This window comes from Stenotrophomonas sp. STEN038 (assembly GCF_056759895.1).
The window spans coordinates 46358-62755 of the sequence record NZ_JBRRDW010000004.1 but is presented as its reverse complement, the minus strand read 5'-3'; the positions used below and the strand labels follow the sequence as shown (position 1 = coordinate 62755).

The window sequence follows — 16398 nt, the reverse complement described above, 5'->3', positions numbered from 1 at the left end:
GCTGTGCCATCTGATGAACAGTCAGCTTCGCGGCTTACGCCGCTCCTACAGACAGACATAAGCCAAACGCGCGCATCACCTTCGCTGAAAGCGGACCAAACTCAACGCTTCGCCGACTTGGCGGTCCTGCCATCCGGCGACCCCGCCCCTTCCAACAAAGGCAGCTGATCGTTGTCGGCGGAATGGTCGCGCTCGAGTTTTTCGATCTCATCGCGGAAATCGGCCACGTCCTCGAAGCTGCGGTAGACCGAGGCGAAGCGCACGTAGCCGACATGATCGAGCTTGCGCAGCTCATCCATCACGAAGCCACCGACCTTGATCGACGGCACTTCGCGCTCGCCGCACATGCGCAGCTGGTGCACCACCGCACGTACTGCCGCCTCGATGCGCTCTTCCGACACCGGCCGCTTCTGCAGCGCGCGGTCGAAACCCACCCGCAACTTGCGCGCATCAAAGGCCTCACGGCCGCCGTCACTCTTGACGATGACCGGCAGCTTGAGTTCGATGGTTTCCAGCGTACTGAAGCGTTCGCCACAGGCTTCGCAGCCACGGCGACGACGGATGGTGGCGCCATCTTCGGAAACGCGTGAATCGATCACGCGGGTGTCGGTGTGCTGGCAGAACGGGCAATGCATGTTTCAAGCCTTGGACATCAGGCGCCGCGCATGCGACGTGGAAAACCTGTAACGCAGATACAACAAACCCCGGGCCGGGGCAAGCGCCCAACCCGGGGTAATGCGGTCAACTGTGGGCAGACCGGGTGCCACAAACCGCTGGCACCCGACGCCGATCAGCCATAAACCGGGTACTTGCGGCACTGCTCGCTGACCGCATCACGCACGCGGGCGATGACGGCTTCATCAGCCGGTGCGTCCAGTACGTCGGCAATCCAGTTGGCCAGCGCGACGCAGTCGGCTTCCACGTAACCGCGGGTGGTGATGGCTGGGGTGCCCAGGCGCAGGCCCGAGGTCACGAACGGCGAACGCGGGTCATTCGGCACCGAGTTCTTGTTGACGGTGATGTGGGCCTTGCCCAGCGCGGCTTCCGCGTCCTTGCCGGACACGTCCTTGCCGATCATGTCGACCAGCATCAGGTGGTTCTGGGTGCCGCCGGAGACGATCTTGTAGCCGCGCGCGATCAGCGTGGTGGCCATCGCCTGGGCGTTCTTCACCACCTGCTGCTGGTAGGCCTTGAATTCCGGTTCCAGCGCTTCCTTGAAGGCCACCGCCTTGGCGGCGATGACGTGCATCAGCGGACCGCCCTGGATGCCCGGGAACACGATCGACTGCAGCTTCTTCTCGATCTCTTCGCCAGCGCCCTTGGCAATGATGATGCCGCCACGCGGACCGCGCAGGGTCTTGTGGGTGGTCGAGGTGACCACGTGCGCGTGATCAATCGGGCTCGGATACACGCCGGCAGCGACCAGACCGGCGACATGCGCCATGTCCACGAACAGGTAGGCACCGACCTTGTCGGCGATGGCGCGGAAGCGCGCCCAGTCGATGACCTGCGAATAGGCGGAGAAACCAGCCACCACCATCTTCGGCTTGTGCTCCAGCGCCAGACGCTCGACTTCGTCATAGTCGATCAGGCCGGCTTCGTTCACACCGTACTGGATCGCATTGAAGATCTTGCCCGAGGCATTGACCTTGGCACCGTGGGTCAGGTGACCGCCGTGGGCCAGGCTCATGCCCAGGATGGTGTCGCCCGGCTGCAGCAGCGCGAAGTACACGGCCTGGTTGGCCTGCGAGCCGCTGTGCGGCTGCACGTTGGCGTAATCAGCGCCGAACAGCTGTTTGAGACGGTCGATGGCCAGCTTCTCGGCGATGTCCACGTACTCGCAGCCACCGTAGTAGCGCTTGCCCGGGTAGCCCTCGGCGTACTTGTTGGTCAGCTGGCTGCCCTGCGCTTCCATCACCATCGGGCTGGCGTAGTTCTCGCTGGCAATCAGCTCGACATGGTCTTCCTGACGCTGGCACTCATCGGCAATGGCCTTGGCCAACTCGGGATCGTAGGACTCGATACGGGCTTCACGCGGGAACATCACAGCTCCTGGTACGGGGGCGAGGGAGCTGTCGATTGTAGCGCTTCCTTCGCCCCCCGGCCCGGGAGCAGGCGGTGCCATCTGCAACCAACATCCACGGCCCGTAAACGAAGAAGGCGCCCCGCAGGGCGCCTTCCAGGGAACCGGCCGCAGCCTGGCTCAATGATTGAACACGATGTCCGCAATGATGCCGGTGGCGATGGCCACCATCAGCATGTTGCCGCGATCATCGCGGATCCAGCGGTGGCCGTAGGGCGGACGGCGCACGTGGTAACGGTCGTAGTCATTGACCACATAGACCGGGCCACCGTAGTAGTTGCTGTAGCGGTGGCCACGTTCAAACCCGTAGGGGCGGTAGGCCACGCGTGGCGGCGCGTAGTAGCGACGATCGTTGTAACGACGGTCGTTATGGCGGGCATCGCGGTAGCCCTCGCGGTAACCATTGGCGTAGTGACGACGGTCGTCCCGACGCTCATGGCGGTCATGACCCCGGCCGCGATCATGACCCCTGCCGCGGTCATCCCAGCCGTGGCGGCCTCGGTCGTGGTCATCACGGTCACCCGCCGCAAAGGCCGGGGCGGTGGCACCTAACGCCAATACGGTGGTCATCGCGGCGACAACAAAGCGGTTCATCTTCATGGGTGGCCCTCACTGGGTTGGTGGACGGTTTCCATAATGCTCACTTGATCTGAACGGCTTCCGGCTGGAAACGGTTACGGCCTTTCCCATTCATAAATCAGCAAGCGCCCCGCCCGTCGCCGCCGGCCATACCGGGGTTGCGGTTATAATCGGGGATTCCCTTTTGCCTTTGGCCCTGTCCTCACTGGACCGGGCGCAGGCGTGCGCTACGGAGACGTCATGTCCTCGCAATACATCTACACCATGAACCGCGTCAGCAAGGTGGTCCCGCCCAAGCGGCAGATCATCAAGGACATCTCGCTGTCGTTCTTCCCCGGTGCCAAGATCGGCCTGCTGGGCCTGAACGGCGCCGGCAAGTCCACCGTGCTGAAGATCATGGCCGGCGTGGACACCGATTTCGAGGGCGAGGCCCGCCCGCAGGCCGGCATCAAGGTCGGCTACCTGGAGCAGGAACCGCGTCTGGACCCTGCCCAGACCGTGCGTCAGGCAGTCGAGGAAGGCGTGGGCGAAGTGCTGCAGGCCCAGGCCGCGCTGGACAAGATCTACGACGCCTATGCCGAGGAAGGTGCCGACTTCGATGCACTGGCGAAGGAACAGGAACGGCTTGAAGCCATCCTGGCCGCTGGCGATGCACACACGCTGGAGAACCAGCTGGACGTGGCCGCCGACGCACTGCGCCTGCCGCCGTGGGACGCCGTGATCGGCAACCTGTCCGGCGGTGAAAAGCGCCGCGTGGCACTGTGCCGCCTGCTGCTGCAGAAGCCGGACATGCTGCTGCTCGACGAACCGACCAACCACCTGGACGCCGAGTCGGTGGAATGGCTGGAGCAGTTCCTGGCGCGCTACACCGGCACCGTGGTGGCCGTTACCCATGATCGCTACTTCCTGGACAACGCCGCCGAGTGGATCCTGGAACTCGACCGTGGCCGCGGCATTCCGTGGAAGGGCAACTACACCCAGTGGTTGGAGCAGAAGGACGAGCGCCTGAAGCAGGAAGACAACCAGGAAAAGGCCCGCCAGAAGGCGATCCAGAAGGAACTGGAGTGGTCGCGCCAGAACGCCAAGGGTGGCCGCACCAAGGGCAAGGCCCGTCTGGCCCGTCTGGAAGAGCTGCAGAGCGTTGATTACCAGAAGCGCAACGAGACGAATGAAATCTTCATCCCGCCGGGCGAGCGCCTGGGCAACTCGGTGATGGAATTCAAGAACGTCTCCAAGAAGTTCGGCGAGCGCCTGCTGATCGACAACCTGTCGATGATCATCCCGCCGGGTGCCATCGTCGGCATCATCGGCCCGAACGGTGCCGGTAAGTCGACCCTGTTCAAGATGATCACCGGCCAGGAAAAGCCGGATTCGGGCGAGATCGTGGTCGGCCCGACCGTCAAGCTGTCCTACGTCGACCAGAGCCGCGACGCGCTGACCGGCAACCACAACGTGTTCCAGGAAATCGCTGGCGGCCTGGACATCCTCAACATCAACGGTGTCGAGATCCAATCGCGCGCCTATATCGGCCGCTTCAACTTCAAGGGCCAGGACCAGCAGAAGATGGTCGGCTCGCTGTCCGGTGGTGAGCGTGGCCGCCTGCACATGGCCAAGACCCTGCTGCAGGGTGGCAACGTGCTGCTGCTCGACGAACCGTCCAACGACCTGGACATCGAAACCCTGCGTGCGCTGGAAGATGCATTGCTGGAGTTCCCGGGCAACACCTTCGTCATTTCGCATGACCGTTGGTTCCTGGATCGCATCGCCACGCACATCATTGCCTTCGAAGGTGACTCGCACGTGGAGTTCTTCCAGGGCAACTACCGCGAGTACGAAGAGGACAAGAAGCGTCGCCTCGGCGACGATGCCGGTCCCAAGCGCCTGCGTTTCAAGGCGCTGAAGTAATACCCGACAGACGGCCGCCCAGTGCGGCCGTCTGCTTTTGGCGGTACCCGCAGATCGCGCAACCGCCGCTTGAGCCCCTCTCCCGCCTGCGGGAGAGGGGTTGGGGTGAGGGCAAGTTCTGCGCGGAAACCGACAGCGCTTGCATTAGCCAAAAAGGCTTGAAGAGCGGGTGAAGCACCCCTCATCCGCCCCTTCGGGGCACCTTCTCCCGCAGGCGGGAGAAGGGACAGCAAGCCGCCTGTCCGTCGGAATTCCCCATGTCCCTGCTCGACCGAATCTTCAAACTGCAACAGCACGGCACCAGCGTCCGTACCGAGGTGCTGGCCGGTATCACCACCTTCCTGACGATGTCCTACATCGTCTTCGTCAACCCGGAAATCCTCGGCACCACCGGCATGGACCCGGGCGCGGTGTTCGTGGCGACCTGTCTGGCGGCGGCAATTGGCTCGGCGGTGATGGCATTGGCCGCCAATTACCCGGTCGGCATGGCACCCGGCATGGGCTTGAATGCGTTCTTCGCCTTCACCGTGGTGGGTGCTGCAGGGCTGCCCTGGCAGCAGGCGCTGGCGGCGGTATTCATTTCCGGCATCGTATTCTGGGTCCTGTCACTGACCGGCATCCGCGCCTGGCTGGTGGCCGGTATTCCCGCCTCGTTGCGCTCGGCAATCGTCGCCGGCATTGGTCTGTTCCTGGCCATCATCGCGTTGCAGAAGTCGAACGTGATCGTTGCCAATGAAGACACCATGCTCACGCTCGGGCCGCTCAATACCGCGCCGCCGCTGCTGGCCCTGGCCGGCTTCCTGCTGATCGCCATCCTGGAAGCGCGCAAGGTGCGCGGCGCCATCCTGATCGGCATCCTCGCCGTCACCGGCATTGGCTGGGCGATCGGCTCAGTGCAGTACCAGGGCATCGTCTCGCTGCCGCCAAGCCTGGCCCCGACCTTCCTGCAGCTGGACCTGCCTGGTCTGCTGCATCACGACGGCGGCGCGCCGCTGGCGGTGTTGCTGCAGGTGGTGCTGGTGTTCGTGCTGGTGGAAGTATTCGATGCCACCGGCACCTTGTACGGCGTACTCGGCCGCGCCGGGCTGCTGAAGCTGGAAGATGGCAAGAAGCGCTTCAGCCGCGCATTGCTGGCCGACAGCAGCGCGATTGTCGCCGGCTCACTGCTGGGCACCAGCTCCACCACCGCCTTTGCTGAAAGCGCCTCCGGCGTGCAGGTCGGCGGCCGCACCGGCCTGACCGCGCTGGTGGTTGCCGCGCTGTTCCTGGCCGCGCTGCTGTTCTCGCCACTGGCGGCGATGGTGCCGTCCTATGCCACCGCGCCGGCGCTGCTGTTCGTCGCCGGGCTGATGCTGCGCGAGCTGGTGGAAGTGAAGTGGGATGACCTGACCGAATCGGTACCAGCCGCCCTCTGTGCGCTGGCGATGCCCTTCACCTACTCCATCGCCAACGGACTGGCGTTCGGCTTCATCGCCTACGCAGCGCTGAAGGCCGGTACCGGCCGCTGGCGCGAAGTGCATCCAGCAGTCTGGTTGGTGGCGGGTTTGTTTGTGCTGCGCTACGCGCTGGAGTGATCGCTGGCGCTGCTCAACCCAAACGTGAGCGGGTTATCCCACCCGCATCACCACCACGGTTGCAGCCAGCACAGCCATCATGCTGATCAACGAGAACAACCCCAGCGCCAACAGGCTGCGCCACATGGTCGACCACAGCGGCCGCGCCTGGAAAAACTGCACCAGCGACACAACGCTGTAAGCCATGCCCAACACTCCCGCCATGACCTGGGTGTAAGGCACCCACCGGTGCACCGCCATCAGTACCGACCAGATGACAAAGGTCTGTACAGTCAGCAAGGTGGTGATCACCAGCCACTCAGGATAATTCAGCTTGCTGTAGCGGCTGAAGACCAAACGAAAAACGATGGCTTCGATGGGCAGAAGCATCAGCGTGAACGCCGCGAAGTGCGACTCGACCCAGGCGGAAACCGCCCGATTGGCAGCCATGAACTGCAGCACCTCGCCCGGCAAGGTCCGGCCTGAAAGCATTGCCTCAGACGCACCGCCGTCCAGGATGCTTGTGCCGGTGATGAGCCGGTTCAACAACAGCACGGCCGCCGCCATCATCGTGATCAGCAACAGCGGCTTGACCTGGTTGCCACGCCGCCCTTCGATGTAATCGCGCAGCAACTTGCCCGGCTGCAGCATCAGCTGCTTGAGCGAATACAGGATGCCCCGGTCCATATGCAGCACGCTGTGCTCCAGTTCATGGCCCAGGAAATGCCAGTCAATACGATGCACCGGCGTTGGCTGCCCGCAGTTCGGGCAATACTTCTGCTCAGGACCGCCGGCTACGCGATCGCAATTGATACAGCTGGTGTCGACGTGCATCCCCATGCACCGCCCCCGTTGATGGCAAGGCAGCATTCTAGAACGAGGCGGAGAATCTCCGCCATCGCCCCGCGATGAACAGCCAGCACCCCTTGCTGCGGTATCGCTTACCTGGGGTTGGCCACCACCATCTCGACGCTGGCCACGAACGGGACGCTTGCCCCAGGGCAAGAGCCGATCCTGCCCTTTCCTAGTTGTATTGAATGGTGAACGTCGCAGCACCGTTCGCCGTGCCGGGTGTCACCCTGCCCACCCGGGTCTGGATGTAACGCGCACGCAAGGGCAGGCTCAGGGTACTGCTACCAGCCACGCTGGAGCCCAGCTCGATGTTCTCGGCAAACCGTACCGCCTTCTCGGCATTACCACTGCGCTGGACCAGCTCGATGCCAATGCCCGCAGCCGAGTTCGCAATCGCACTCAACGGCAACACCCCCGGCAGATTGGATGCATCCTGCAACGCATCCAGCCGGATCCCGATCCTGCTCTGGAACTGCGCGACATTGCTACCCTGGCAGTCCAGGCGGATATCGAAATCGCGATTGATAGCGCGCGTCCCCACGCCGGCGAATGTGCTTGCAGGCACTGTCCCGAACTCGACGACGATGTTGCGGCTGCCCGCCTGCACCGAGCATGTTGGATTCACCACCGTGGTACCCGCTCCCTTGAACGTCGATACAAGCACCGGCTTGCCGACCCCATCTCCATCGAAGTAATAGGTCGTGAATCTGCCGCTGGGAGCGATCAAGCCAGAACCTGTGACTGTCGCCGTCTTGATCAACTCCACGCGAAAGAAGCCACCGGCAAGATCCACCGCGCCGTTGGTATTCACCGGGAGTACGTGTGGATAGTACGCTTGCACCTGCCCGGAATCGCGGTAGACGCGAATCCCGATGCCGTCCACATCAGTCGCACGAACATTGCTCAATCCCGGCACCATCGTCTGTTGCCGCGCATTGTTATAAATGCCGATGACGCTGCTGGCTCCCGTACATCTGCCCACACTGGAACGCTGATCGATGTTCACCACCAGCTCCTTGATCAGCCCGCCCACCGGCAAGCTCGGCAGTATCACCAGTTGCCCCATGTCCATCTGCACATCCTGCGGCACGAAAATTCCGGTGCTCAACGAGCAAGCGGCCTGCACCACAGGTGCCAGGGACGCCAACACAACACCTGACAATGCTGCCCGCAACAGGCAGGCACGCTCATGAATCAATGACATATTGCCTCCATCGTTATGGAAGCCGGCAGCACTGCAGCTACTGGGCCGGCAGTTGATAAGCGATGCCGCAAAGTCAAAGACGACAACCACCTGGCGCAGCGCGCAGACGAGAGGTCGACTGATTTGTTTCGCACATACCTGCGTCGTGCCCGCTGTACATGCAGCGCGGCCGAACATGCTCAACAGGTTTTTCGTACGAGCGCAGGCTGCAGTTGACTGCAGTGCGATCCGACGCGTGGCGTCAGCTGTGGTTGAAGGTCAGGTCAAAATCACGGAAGCAAGCGGTGTTGCAATGGAACGAACGCCGCCCCGCACCGCCCGTCCACTTTCCCGCAGGGAAAGCCAACGATTCAATTCAGACAGCCAGCACCTTGATCGGCATAGCCAAGCACATAGGCAAGCACCTCCGTTTGCTAGTTGAATCGAACGCAATCAGGCGTATCGACTACACCACTGATGTCGGAGTGAACGCACGACACCACGCTTTAAAACCAAAGCAAATAATACAGAGCTAAAGCACCAACCGAACCCGAACGGGTGATTCCATGGGCCATCGACCCGCCAAAAAAACACAGACGAAAAACGGAACACTATCCAACAAACGGCAGCAGCTGTGCAAACACACATGCCCTGGATCAGCCCAGACCCGACAACAACATCGAAAACTTCATCAACACAGCCACTCGACCCGTATCGGCAAGGCGGTACAATTCAATTGTACTGGATCGTAAACGTCGCCGAACCTGCTGCTTTACCAGGAAGCACCACACCCGCCCGGGTCTGGATATAACGGGCACGCAATGGCAGAACCAGTGTCCCAGCACTCAGGACACCGGTCGCGAGTACCATGTTTTCTCCGAAACGCACAGGCTGCTCGCCCTGACTTTCGCTGCGGACCACTTGAATCGCAATACCGCTGGCTGCATCCGCAGAAACAGCCAACGCCAACACCCCCGGAAAATTGGATGCATCCCGAAGGGCATCCACACGAATTCCCACCGTGGAATTGGCTACATTGGAGCTTTGACAATCAAGCTCGATATTAAAGTCGCGATTCGCGACAATGGCCCCAACTCCGGAGAACGCACTACTCGACACGGGACCGAAGTTGACAGCAATGTTCTGGCTACCAGCACTAACCTTGCAGGTGGGTGGCTTGATAATTGCGCCTCCGTTGCGAAGGTTCAGCGTAACCATAGGAGTTCTTGCATTATTCAGCACCTGCCCCACAAAAACCCCATCACCTCCAATTTTGCCACTACCTACAGCTGCACTGGTTTTAATCAATTCGACGGTCACAGTGGATGCTGGAATACCCAAGATTTGCCCAGGCCGGTAGTATATCTCCGCAGGGTAGTAGGACGAGCTCAACCCTCCACCATTACCAGTCAATGTCTGCGTTATTCTGATTCCAATCCCGGGGACAGCGGTGATAAGCCCCCCCGGCACCCCTGAAACGTAGCCATTGGAAGTAGCTTGGAAAATCGCCAATGAAGAGCTGTTTGGTCCAAACGGGTCGCAGATGAAAGTAGTCGCGCTCTTCGGACTGATGTTAAAGCTACGCACAAGAATTACCCCCCCAACCGGCAAGCTGGATGGAACACTAATTTCGCCTAGATTGATGTCGATATTCTGCGCAGCGAAGCTTACGAGTGGATTGACGCGGCAATTAGCCGAAGCATGTTGGGAATAAGCCACTCCTAGCACTGCGAGCACGGCACCAGCAAACAAGCGCACCGATGGATGGATCACCGACATACCGTCTCCATTGAAGTTACTCCGAGCTGATCATCGCCAGAAACGGGCGCCACCTGATAGTCAAACACACAGCGCTGCGAGGCTTGCGCTCCCCATTCAACCTGCAGCCTGCCGCTATCGTGTTCGCTACGAACATAGAGACGACCGCCCTGTCCGACCAGGCCAACCAGCTGCCCCTGCTCATCCTTTACGGAAGCGCCCAAAGGTAGCGACTGCCCTGCAGCACCGCGCATACTGATCAACAGTGCCCTGCCACTACGCGTTTGGAATCGAAGCAAACTGATAGCACCCGCGTAAGGTGCTATCGACTGGCTACTGGACTCCAGTTCAACATCACGTGACATCTCCGCCGGATCAAGGGTGACGGCGTTGAGCCGGTAGGGCGATACATACGGCACCACGGCATAACCGCGACCATCCACGCGCAATCCCAGTGCATTGGTCAAGCGTGCGTCGGTAGCGCCGGGAGCATGCACCAGCACCATCGTGTCGCCGCGATACGGAGCGAAGGTAACGCCACCGCCATGCACTACCGCGTTGCCACTTGCACTGAGCGACAATTGGCGGAAGTCGTCGGAGTATCCATAGGCGCCATTGAGGGTCGCATAGCGGCCTCGATAGCCTGCCGAAGCCATCACACTGCTGCTGCCATTGCGACTGTCGGTCAAGGTCAGTCCATAGTCGATATTATGGTCTGCGCCAGCCGAGCCACTGATGCCGATGCGACTGCTTTCGTAGCCGTTGCTGCGATTTCCGGCACCGCCATTACGCATGCCGATATCCGCATTGAACGCCATCGACCGACCACGCCTGCCCAATGGCATGCTCATGCTGAGCAGGTATTGGGTATCGCGGACCGCGGGCAGACCTGCTTCGGTACGCACTGCCGAAAAACCAAAGTTCACCGCACGCCAAGCGTTGCTGTAGCCCACCTGGTACTGCACGCTGGTCCCTGCAATATCGTAGAAATCCCGCACCGACCCAGTCACATACAGTGCACCCCAGCCTTTGGCCAGCGGCTGGTTCAAGGTCAACTGGAACTGGCTGCGTTGCCGTCCGTAACGCTGCGCGTCGAACCCACGCGAAATTGCATCGCGATGGTTCAACGCATCCTGCAGGCTGTAGTAGCCACGGGTTGAATACCGGTACGCAGCCAGCGTCACGTTGGTACCCAACGGACCAATCAGGTTGCTATAGCTCAGCCGCATGCTCGAGCCCCACCTATCCTGGCCTTCCTGAAAGCGCGAACGCGCATGCGTCATGTCAAACGACAATGCGCCTACCGGCGTTGCCAGACCGGCTCCGTACAACAGCGCGGCATAGTCCTGGCTCAACAGGCCACCGCCATACAAGGTCAGACGATTGCCAATGCCCCGTTGGTAGGTACCCTGCGCCAACCAGGGCTCATCCAGCAGATTCTCATTGCGCACCTGGCCAACTGTGAAGGCGTAGCGCGACATCCCAGGGCGCAGCATCTGCGCGACCGCACCAAACGGGACCTTGAAGGAACGAGTGCGACCGTCGGCCTCGACAACACTCACGTCCAGGTCGCCGCCGTAGCCGGTTGGATACAGGTCATCGATGACGAAACTGCCTGGTGATACCGTGCTGGAGTAGATCAGCTGCTGGTTCTGCCGAATCTCCACACGCGCATTGGTCTCGGCGATGCCGCGTATCACTGGCGCATAGCCACGCAGCGAATCAGGCAGCATGCGATCGTCGGTGGCCAGGCTGACACCGCGATAACCAACTGAATCAAACAACTCACCACTGGTGTAAGCCTCACCAACGGTGAGCTCCCCCCCGACGCCTGCGAATCCGCGCTGGGCATAGGTTGCAATGCGCTGCCAATGGCTACCCGCACCCTCGTTCCAGGTCAGGTTGGAGTCCTGCCGAAGCTGCCATCCACCCAGGTTCAACCCCAGGTTCAGCCCAAGATAGGCACTCCGATTGCGCTGACTCACCACACCACGGGTCTGCCCATCCACCATATTGAAACTGTAGCCAACGAAGCCTGCATTGATGCCGCGGTCCCATAGCGCCGGATTCACATAGCCGCGTGCCTCCCGGCGCAGGTTGACCTGCGGGATGCTCAAGTCATAGCGCAGATTGCCACTGTCATAGATGCCGAATGCATTGGGCATGCGCTCCTGTACCTGGAAGCAGGAAGCTGCCGTGTTGATGCTGGTATTGGCATCGACCGCCTTCAGTTGCTCGGCGTCCACCCCAAGCTCCTCAAGCAGCGCGATGTCCAGGCAGGCGCCAACCTCGCCCTGTCCATTGGCGCGGAACGGCAGGTCGCGGCGTCCCTTCCAACTGCCGTTTACATAGATATCCACACGATAGTCACCCGCCACCATCGGATTGCCATTGCTGAAGGCGGACAGATCGACCTTGGTACCAGAACCGGAAAGAAAGTTGGAGTCGAACTGCGCAACTTCGGGAGCAGCTGGCCTGGCCGGGCCACCGCTTACCAACAACGCCTGCTCGCCGAGATTGCCGTTGGGCTCAGGAGCAGGTGCTGGCGCCGCCCATGCATGCAACGGCAGCGCCGCGCCCAACGAAAAAAGGAATATCGGCAGCAATCGGCCCTTGCCCACTGCTGCATCGACAATTGACCTCCGAATTGATGATGACAACCTGCTCTCAATCACACCGGCTTCCTTCAAAACGATCGCAACCGCGAACACGCTCAATCCATCGAGCTGCTACTCAGGGACCAGCCACGACGCTGGCGCTGTTCTCTACCCTTCCGCCGTAGTCGTTGATGGTGATGAAGCGCACCTTGTCGACGGGGCCATTGGCATCCAGCAGCAATTGCTGGTTGGGGCCGACCATCTTTCCTTTCTCTTCAATCAGTCTGTCTGCGTTGGCATTGACCGCATGCACCTCCGCCAACGTCACGTGGTAGGGCGTTGGATTCTCTGCGCGCAGCTTTCCGCCCGACCAGCTCCAAAGCAGCTTCGGCGGCGCATCGTTGGCGGTATCCGGCAACCCTTTGGGGCGATAGAACAGCTTGATCCGCGAGCGGAAAGCCACCTGCAGATAGTTCTGCTCTTCACCGGACTCTTTCGGCGATGGAGCGACATCCAGTACGTTCAACCAAAACAGCGACTCGCGATCCTTCGGCAGATCGGCGCCGGTGAAGATCACCCGCAACGCCTGACTGCGGCCCGCCTCGACACGTGCGATAGGCGGCGTCAGCAAGAATGGAGCATCGCTGTTCTCCGCCGTCTGCTCGGGATTGCCGCTGTCGATCCAGCTTTGCACCAACGAAGGCGCCTCGCCGACATTGTTTACCTGCACGGTGATTTCCCGCACCTGCTCAGGGTAGATCACCCGTGTCCCGCTGATTACCACGCCCGCCAGGGTCGGCGGGCAGAACGACACCATCAACACCGCGCCCAGCAGTGCTTTGGGGAAATGTGATTTCATCGCAGCCACTGCTTTTTTGCGCGGAACAGATTCCCTCGACCAGGCGTATTGCCGGCCGAGGGTCCCGACAACTGCAATCAGTTGTAGATGATCGTGTACTTCACGCTGCTGGTGACTTCACCCGGGGTCGCCGCACCTTGCGCGTAGTACTCAACCGCGTAGTTCAGGTTTGCCGAGCCGTCCGCAGCAACAGTGACCCATTGCGAATTGGTCTGCGGCTGGCCGGCACCTGCCGCCGTGATCGGCAGCGCAAGATTGTTGCTGCCCAGCAGCTGCAGCTGCACCTGGGTTGCTGCGTTGGCGGTAGCGGTGTTATTCAAACGACCGCTACTGGCATCGATGGTGGCACCCGGCTCGAAGTAGGTCGCCACATTGCCGGAATCGCATTGGGTCAGACTGATCGAGAACGGCGTGCGGCCGGCAACCTGACCACTGGCGGCCAGCGCATTGGCGCCAACAGTCGGCAGTGTCACGGTGAAGTCCTTGCCCTGCGGCGTGGAAACGGTGCAGGTCTTGTCGGTGATTTCACCATTGAAAGTAATGGTGCCGTCGGCGGCGCTGGCGACGAACGGGACTGCGGCCAGTACGAGTACTGCGATGATGTTGACGTTGCGCATTGCGATTACCTTGCTCTGATTGAGTGGAAGTGGGTCCGGGGCAAGCAAGGAGTTCAACGAAGCAACACTCAGTCCTTGACTCGCTTCCCGATCAGAACTCGACAGCTGCTGTTCGAGAACTGGACGAGAAGTTATCAGGAACAAATGTGACGCTCTCCACATAAATTGCCAATTAGCCATTCCAATCAAATCTGCAACAGCCCTTCGCATGACGCTTGCACATGCAGCACATGTGGGGGATCTCGTGTACCCGGATTTCATCCAGCACAGTTGATCAGCCAGAAATTCAAGCTGCGGTGGATTTGGAGCGACTTGATCGTGATCACTCAACACGCGTGATGTCCGCGAGCAGAACGGAATGTTGCCTCTTCTGCTCTGCTTCCCACAGGCGCCTACTGAAGCTCCCAAACGCGGAGTACGGCCATGATTCGTTCTCTCCTGCTAAGTGCGGCGTTGCTTTCGATCACTTCGGCAACCAACGCAAGTCAAGGCACCATTCGCTTCGTGGGACGCATAGTTGATTCGGGCTGCAACATTGGGCTGGTGCGCGATCAGCAACAACTGAACCTGGATACCTGCCCGATGTCTGCGCAAGGCGCGCAGCTGCAGGTATCCACCCTGGCAACCGGCGATGTCATCACCTTGGCCGCCTACCACAAGCAGGCAGGCCTTTCGGCGCATCCAGGCGAAGCTCCCGAGCGCGTTTTTTCCCAGAGCTATGCATTGCAGACTCGCCCCGGGCAATCGGCAAAAGCAGGCTATCTGGTGGTGGTCACCTATCCGTGACATCCCCGACGGCAACCGGCAGGCTTGAAGGCCTGCCCGGTTCCGGTGCAGTCAACCACCATCATCCGACACTTGAGCTGCATTCACCGAGATCGGCGACCCGGGCCCATCATTCGACGCGCAGCGATGCGTGGATCCTGAAATCGGGCTATACCACAAGCCCTGGCGGTAACTCGCGGGGTCACGCTGCGGACACACGCGCTGCATCCTGGACTCGAGCCGCCCGCACACTCCAGATAGCCAACAACAGCAACCATGCGAGCGCATACATCGACGCAACAATCATCTGCGTCCAGATGCCCTGCGCGAACTTGCACAACGCCATCGCTCCACTCAGCGCAACCACAGCCACAATGGGAAGGCGCGACATCAAGGGATCGGCCAGCAGCGCGTAGCGCCGCAGGAACAGACAGGCCGTGAGCAGGCAGCCGGCCAGCGCTGCCCAAGCGATGCCCGCGATGCCGGTGACCGCGGGCACCAGCAACAACACCAGCGCATTGAGACCACTGCCCATCAATTCGTAGCGCATCGGCAACACGGTGTTGCCAATCGCATAAGCGTAGCGCGCGAGCAACGCATTCCACGCGCCAAATACAATCACGCAGGCAAACCACGCCAGCAACATCGGCAACGCACCCTGCTCCATGCCGGCAGGCAGCAACAGCTTCACCAGCGATGGCGCGCTGGCAATCATGCCGGCCGCGGCGGGAATGGTCAGGGTAGCCGTCACCAGCAGCCCGAGACGTAGTGCGTTGCGTCGAGCGGCCTCGTCTTCGCCCAGCTGCGCCATGCGCGCCAGCACCACTTGATTGAGGCTCATCAGTGCGACCAGCGGCAGGTTGACCAGCTTGCGCGCCAGATTGACCAGCGTGATCGCGCCTTCGCCCAGGAACGAGGCACAAATGCGCTCCAGCAAGACCAGTCCTTGGCTGGCACCTGCACTGGCGAGCAACGGCCCAAGCCGACTGTACAAGCCGTACGCATCGGCTTGCTGCCAGTACCAACGCCACGGCCGCCAGCCACCGCGCCACAGCAGCGGCAGCACCGAGAGCAGCATCAACACCGCACCAGCAACAAAGGCCAAGGCCAGATCGCGTTCATTGGTTGCCGAGCGCTGCATCAACAGCAACAGCACCGCCGGCAGGTTGTACAGAAACGAACCCAGGCCAGCCACCAGGAAGCGTTGCTGGGCCTGCCCTATCGCTGCTGCCAATGCATGCACCAGCAGCATCGGCACCACGCAGGACAGAATCAACAGGCTGGACGCGGCCGTATGCTGCACGCCCGTCGCCAGGCCAGGTCCGATCAAGCGGACCCAGATGCCCGCGCCTGCCGCCAGCGTCACCGCGATCAGCGCGCCCATCAGCAGCAGACCCAGCATCTGCGTGGATACCCATTCTGGTTGCCGCGTGACTTCCAGCTGCTGGTACAGCGGCAATGCGGCGGACGACAACAGGCCTGCAGCCAGCGTCATGCGGATGGCTTCGGGCAGGAACAACGCGACCAGGAAACCATCACTGCGCGCACCTGCGCCCCAGGCATCAACCAACAGCCATTCGCGGCCGAAGCCGAGCGCGAGCCCGGCCACCGTCACCAAGGTCAACCAGAGCGTGGCGCGGAACATGG

At 61.1% G+C, this 16398-nt stretch carries 13 protein-coding genes; 3 read left to right on the top strand and 10 right to left on the bottom strand.

The genetic code is table 11. The features are described 5' to 3' along the window. Positions 1 to 101: 101 nt before the first annotated feature. The 3 genes from nrdR to ACVOLS_RS02605 all read right to left on the bottom strand — a co-directional run bounded on the left by nrdR (position 102) and on the right by ACVOLS_RS02605 (position 2683). Entirely contained in the window at positions 102 to 635 is a 534-nt protein-coding gene (nrdR, locus tag ACVOLS_RS02615; RefSeq protein WP_481507937.1) for a transcriptional regulator NrdR, read from the bottom strand. A gap of 155 nt (positions 636 to 790) precedes the next feature. Continuing rightward, positions 791 to 2044, bottom strand: coding sequence for a serine hydroxymethyltransferase (glyA, locus tag ACVOLS_RS02610; protein ID WP_481544357.1), 1254 nt, complete (start codon positions 2042 to 2044; stop codon positions 791 to 793). A 159-nt stretch (positions 2045 to 2203) separates the two neighbouring features. Continuing rightward, positions 2204 to 2683, bottom strand: coding sequence for an RcnB family protein (locus ACVOLS_RS02605; RefSeq protein ID WP_481544356.1), 480 nt, complete (start codon positions 2681 to 2683; stop codon positions 2204 to 2206). A 219-nt stretch (positions 2684 to 2902) separates the two neighbouring features. On the opposite strand from ACVOLS_RS02605, the gene ettA reads away from it, so the two are divergent. Together ettA and ACVOLS_RS02595 are read left to right on the top strand one after the other, a co-directional pair. Continuing rightward, positions 2903 to 4567, top strand: a complete 1665-nt coding sequence (gene ettA, locus ACVOLS_RS02600) for an energy-dependent translational throttle protein EttA (RefSeq protein ID WP_303748868.1) — start codon at positions 2903 to 2905, stop codon at positions 4565 to 4567. A 257-nt stretch (positions 4568 to 4824) separates the two neighbouring features. After that, entirely contained in the window at positions 4825 to 6141 is a 1317-nt protein-coding gene (locus ACVOLS_RS02595) for an NCS2 family permease (protein WP_282266305.1), read from the top strand. Positions 6142 to 6174: 33 nt separating this feature from the next. Here ACVOLS_RS02595 and ACVOLS_RS02590 read toward each other — a convergent pair whose 3' ends face one another. The 6 genes from ACVOLS_RS02590 to ACVOLS_RS02565 form a co-directional block, all read right to left on the bottom strand. Beyond that, a complete protein-coding gene (locus ACVOLS_RS02590; RefSeq protein ID WP_481544355.1) occupies positions 6175 to 6864 on the bottom strand; it encodes a DUF3667 domain-containing protein in 690 nt (229 codons plus the stop codon). A 280-nt stretch (positions 6865 to 7144) separates the two neighbouring features. Further along, positions 7145 to 8176 carry a fimbrial protein gene (locus ACVOLS_RS02585; protein WP_481544420.1) on the bottom strand — a complete coding sequence of 344 codons (1032 nt, stop codon included), beginning with the start codon at positions 8174 to 8176 and terminating at the stop codon, positions 7145 to 7147. A gap of 711 nt (positions 8177 to 8887) precedes the next feature. Beyond that, positions 8888 to 9934, bottom strand: a complete 1047-nt coding sequence (locus ACVOLS_RS02580; RefSeq protein WP_481544354.1) for a fimbrial protein — start codon at positions 9932 to 9934, stop codon at positions 8888 to 8890. Beyond that, on the bottom strand, positions 9925 to 12534 hold the full coding sequence (locus ACVOLS_RS02575; RefSeq protein ID WP_481544353.1) for a fimbria/pilus outer membrane usher protein: 2610 nt from the start codon (positions 12532 to 12534) through the stop codon (positions 9925 to 9927). The genes ACVOLS_RS02580 and ACVOLS_RS02575 overlap by 10 nt, the downstream gene beginning before the upstream one ends. A gap of 112 nt (positions 12535 to 12646) precedes the next feature. Then, positions 12647 to 13369 (bottom strand): fimbrial biogenesis chaperone, encoded by a 723-nt coding sequence (locus ACVOLS_RS02570; RefSeq protein ID WP_481544419.1) that lies wholly within the window; start codon positions 13367 to 13369, stop codon positions 12647 to 12649. A 77-nt stretch (positions 13370 to 13446) separates the two neighbouring features. After that, on the bottom strand, positions 13447 to 13986 hold the full coding sequence (locus tag ACVOLS_RS02565) for a fimbrial protein (RefSeq protein ID WP_481544352.1): 540 nt from the start codon (positions 13984 to 13986) through the stop codon (positions 13447 to 13449). Between the two features lie 423 nt (positions 13987 to 14409). On the opposite strand from ACVOLS_RS02565, the gene ACVOLS_RS02560 reads away from it, so the two are divergent. Next, on the top strand, positions 14410 to 14772 hold the full coding sequence (locus tag ACVOLS_RS02560) for a hypothetical protein (protein ID WP_481544351.1): 363 nt from the start codon (positions 14410 to 14412) through the stop codon (positions 14770 to 14772). Between the two features lie 181 nt (positions 14773 to 14953). Here the strand turns inward: ACVOLS_RS02560 and ACVOLS_RS02555 are convergent, their stop codons facing one another. Beyond that, positions 14954 to 16396 (bottom strand): lipid II flippase MurJ, encoded by a 1443-nt coding sequence (locus ACVOLS_RS02555; protein WP_481544350.1) that lies wholly within the window; start codon positions 16394 to 16396, stop codon positions 14954 to 14956. Between the last annotated feature and the right edge of the window lie 2 nt (positions 16397 to 16398).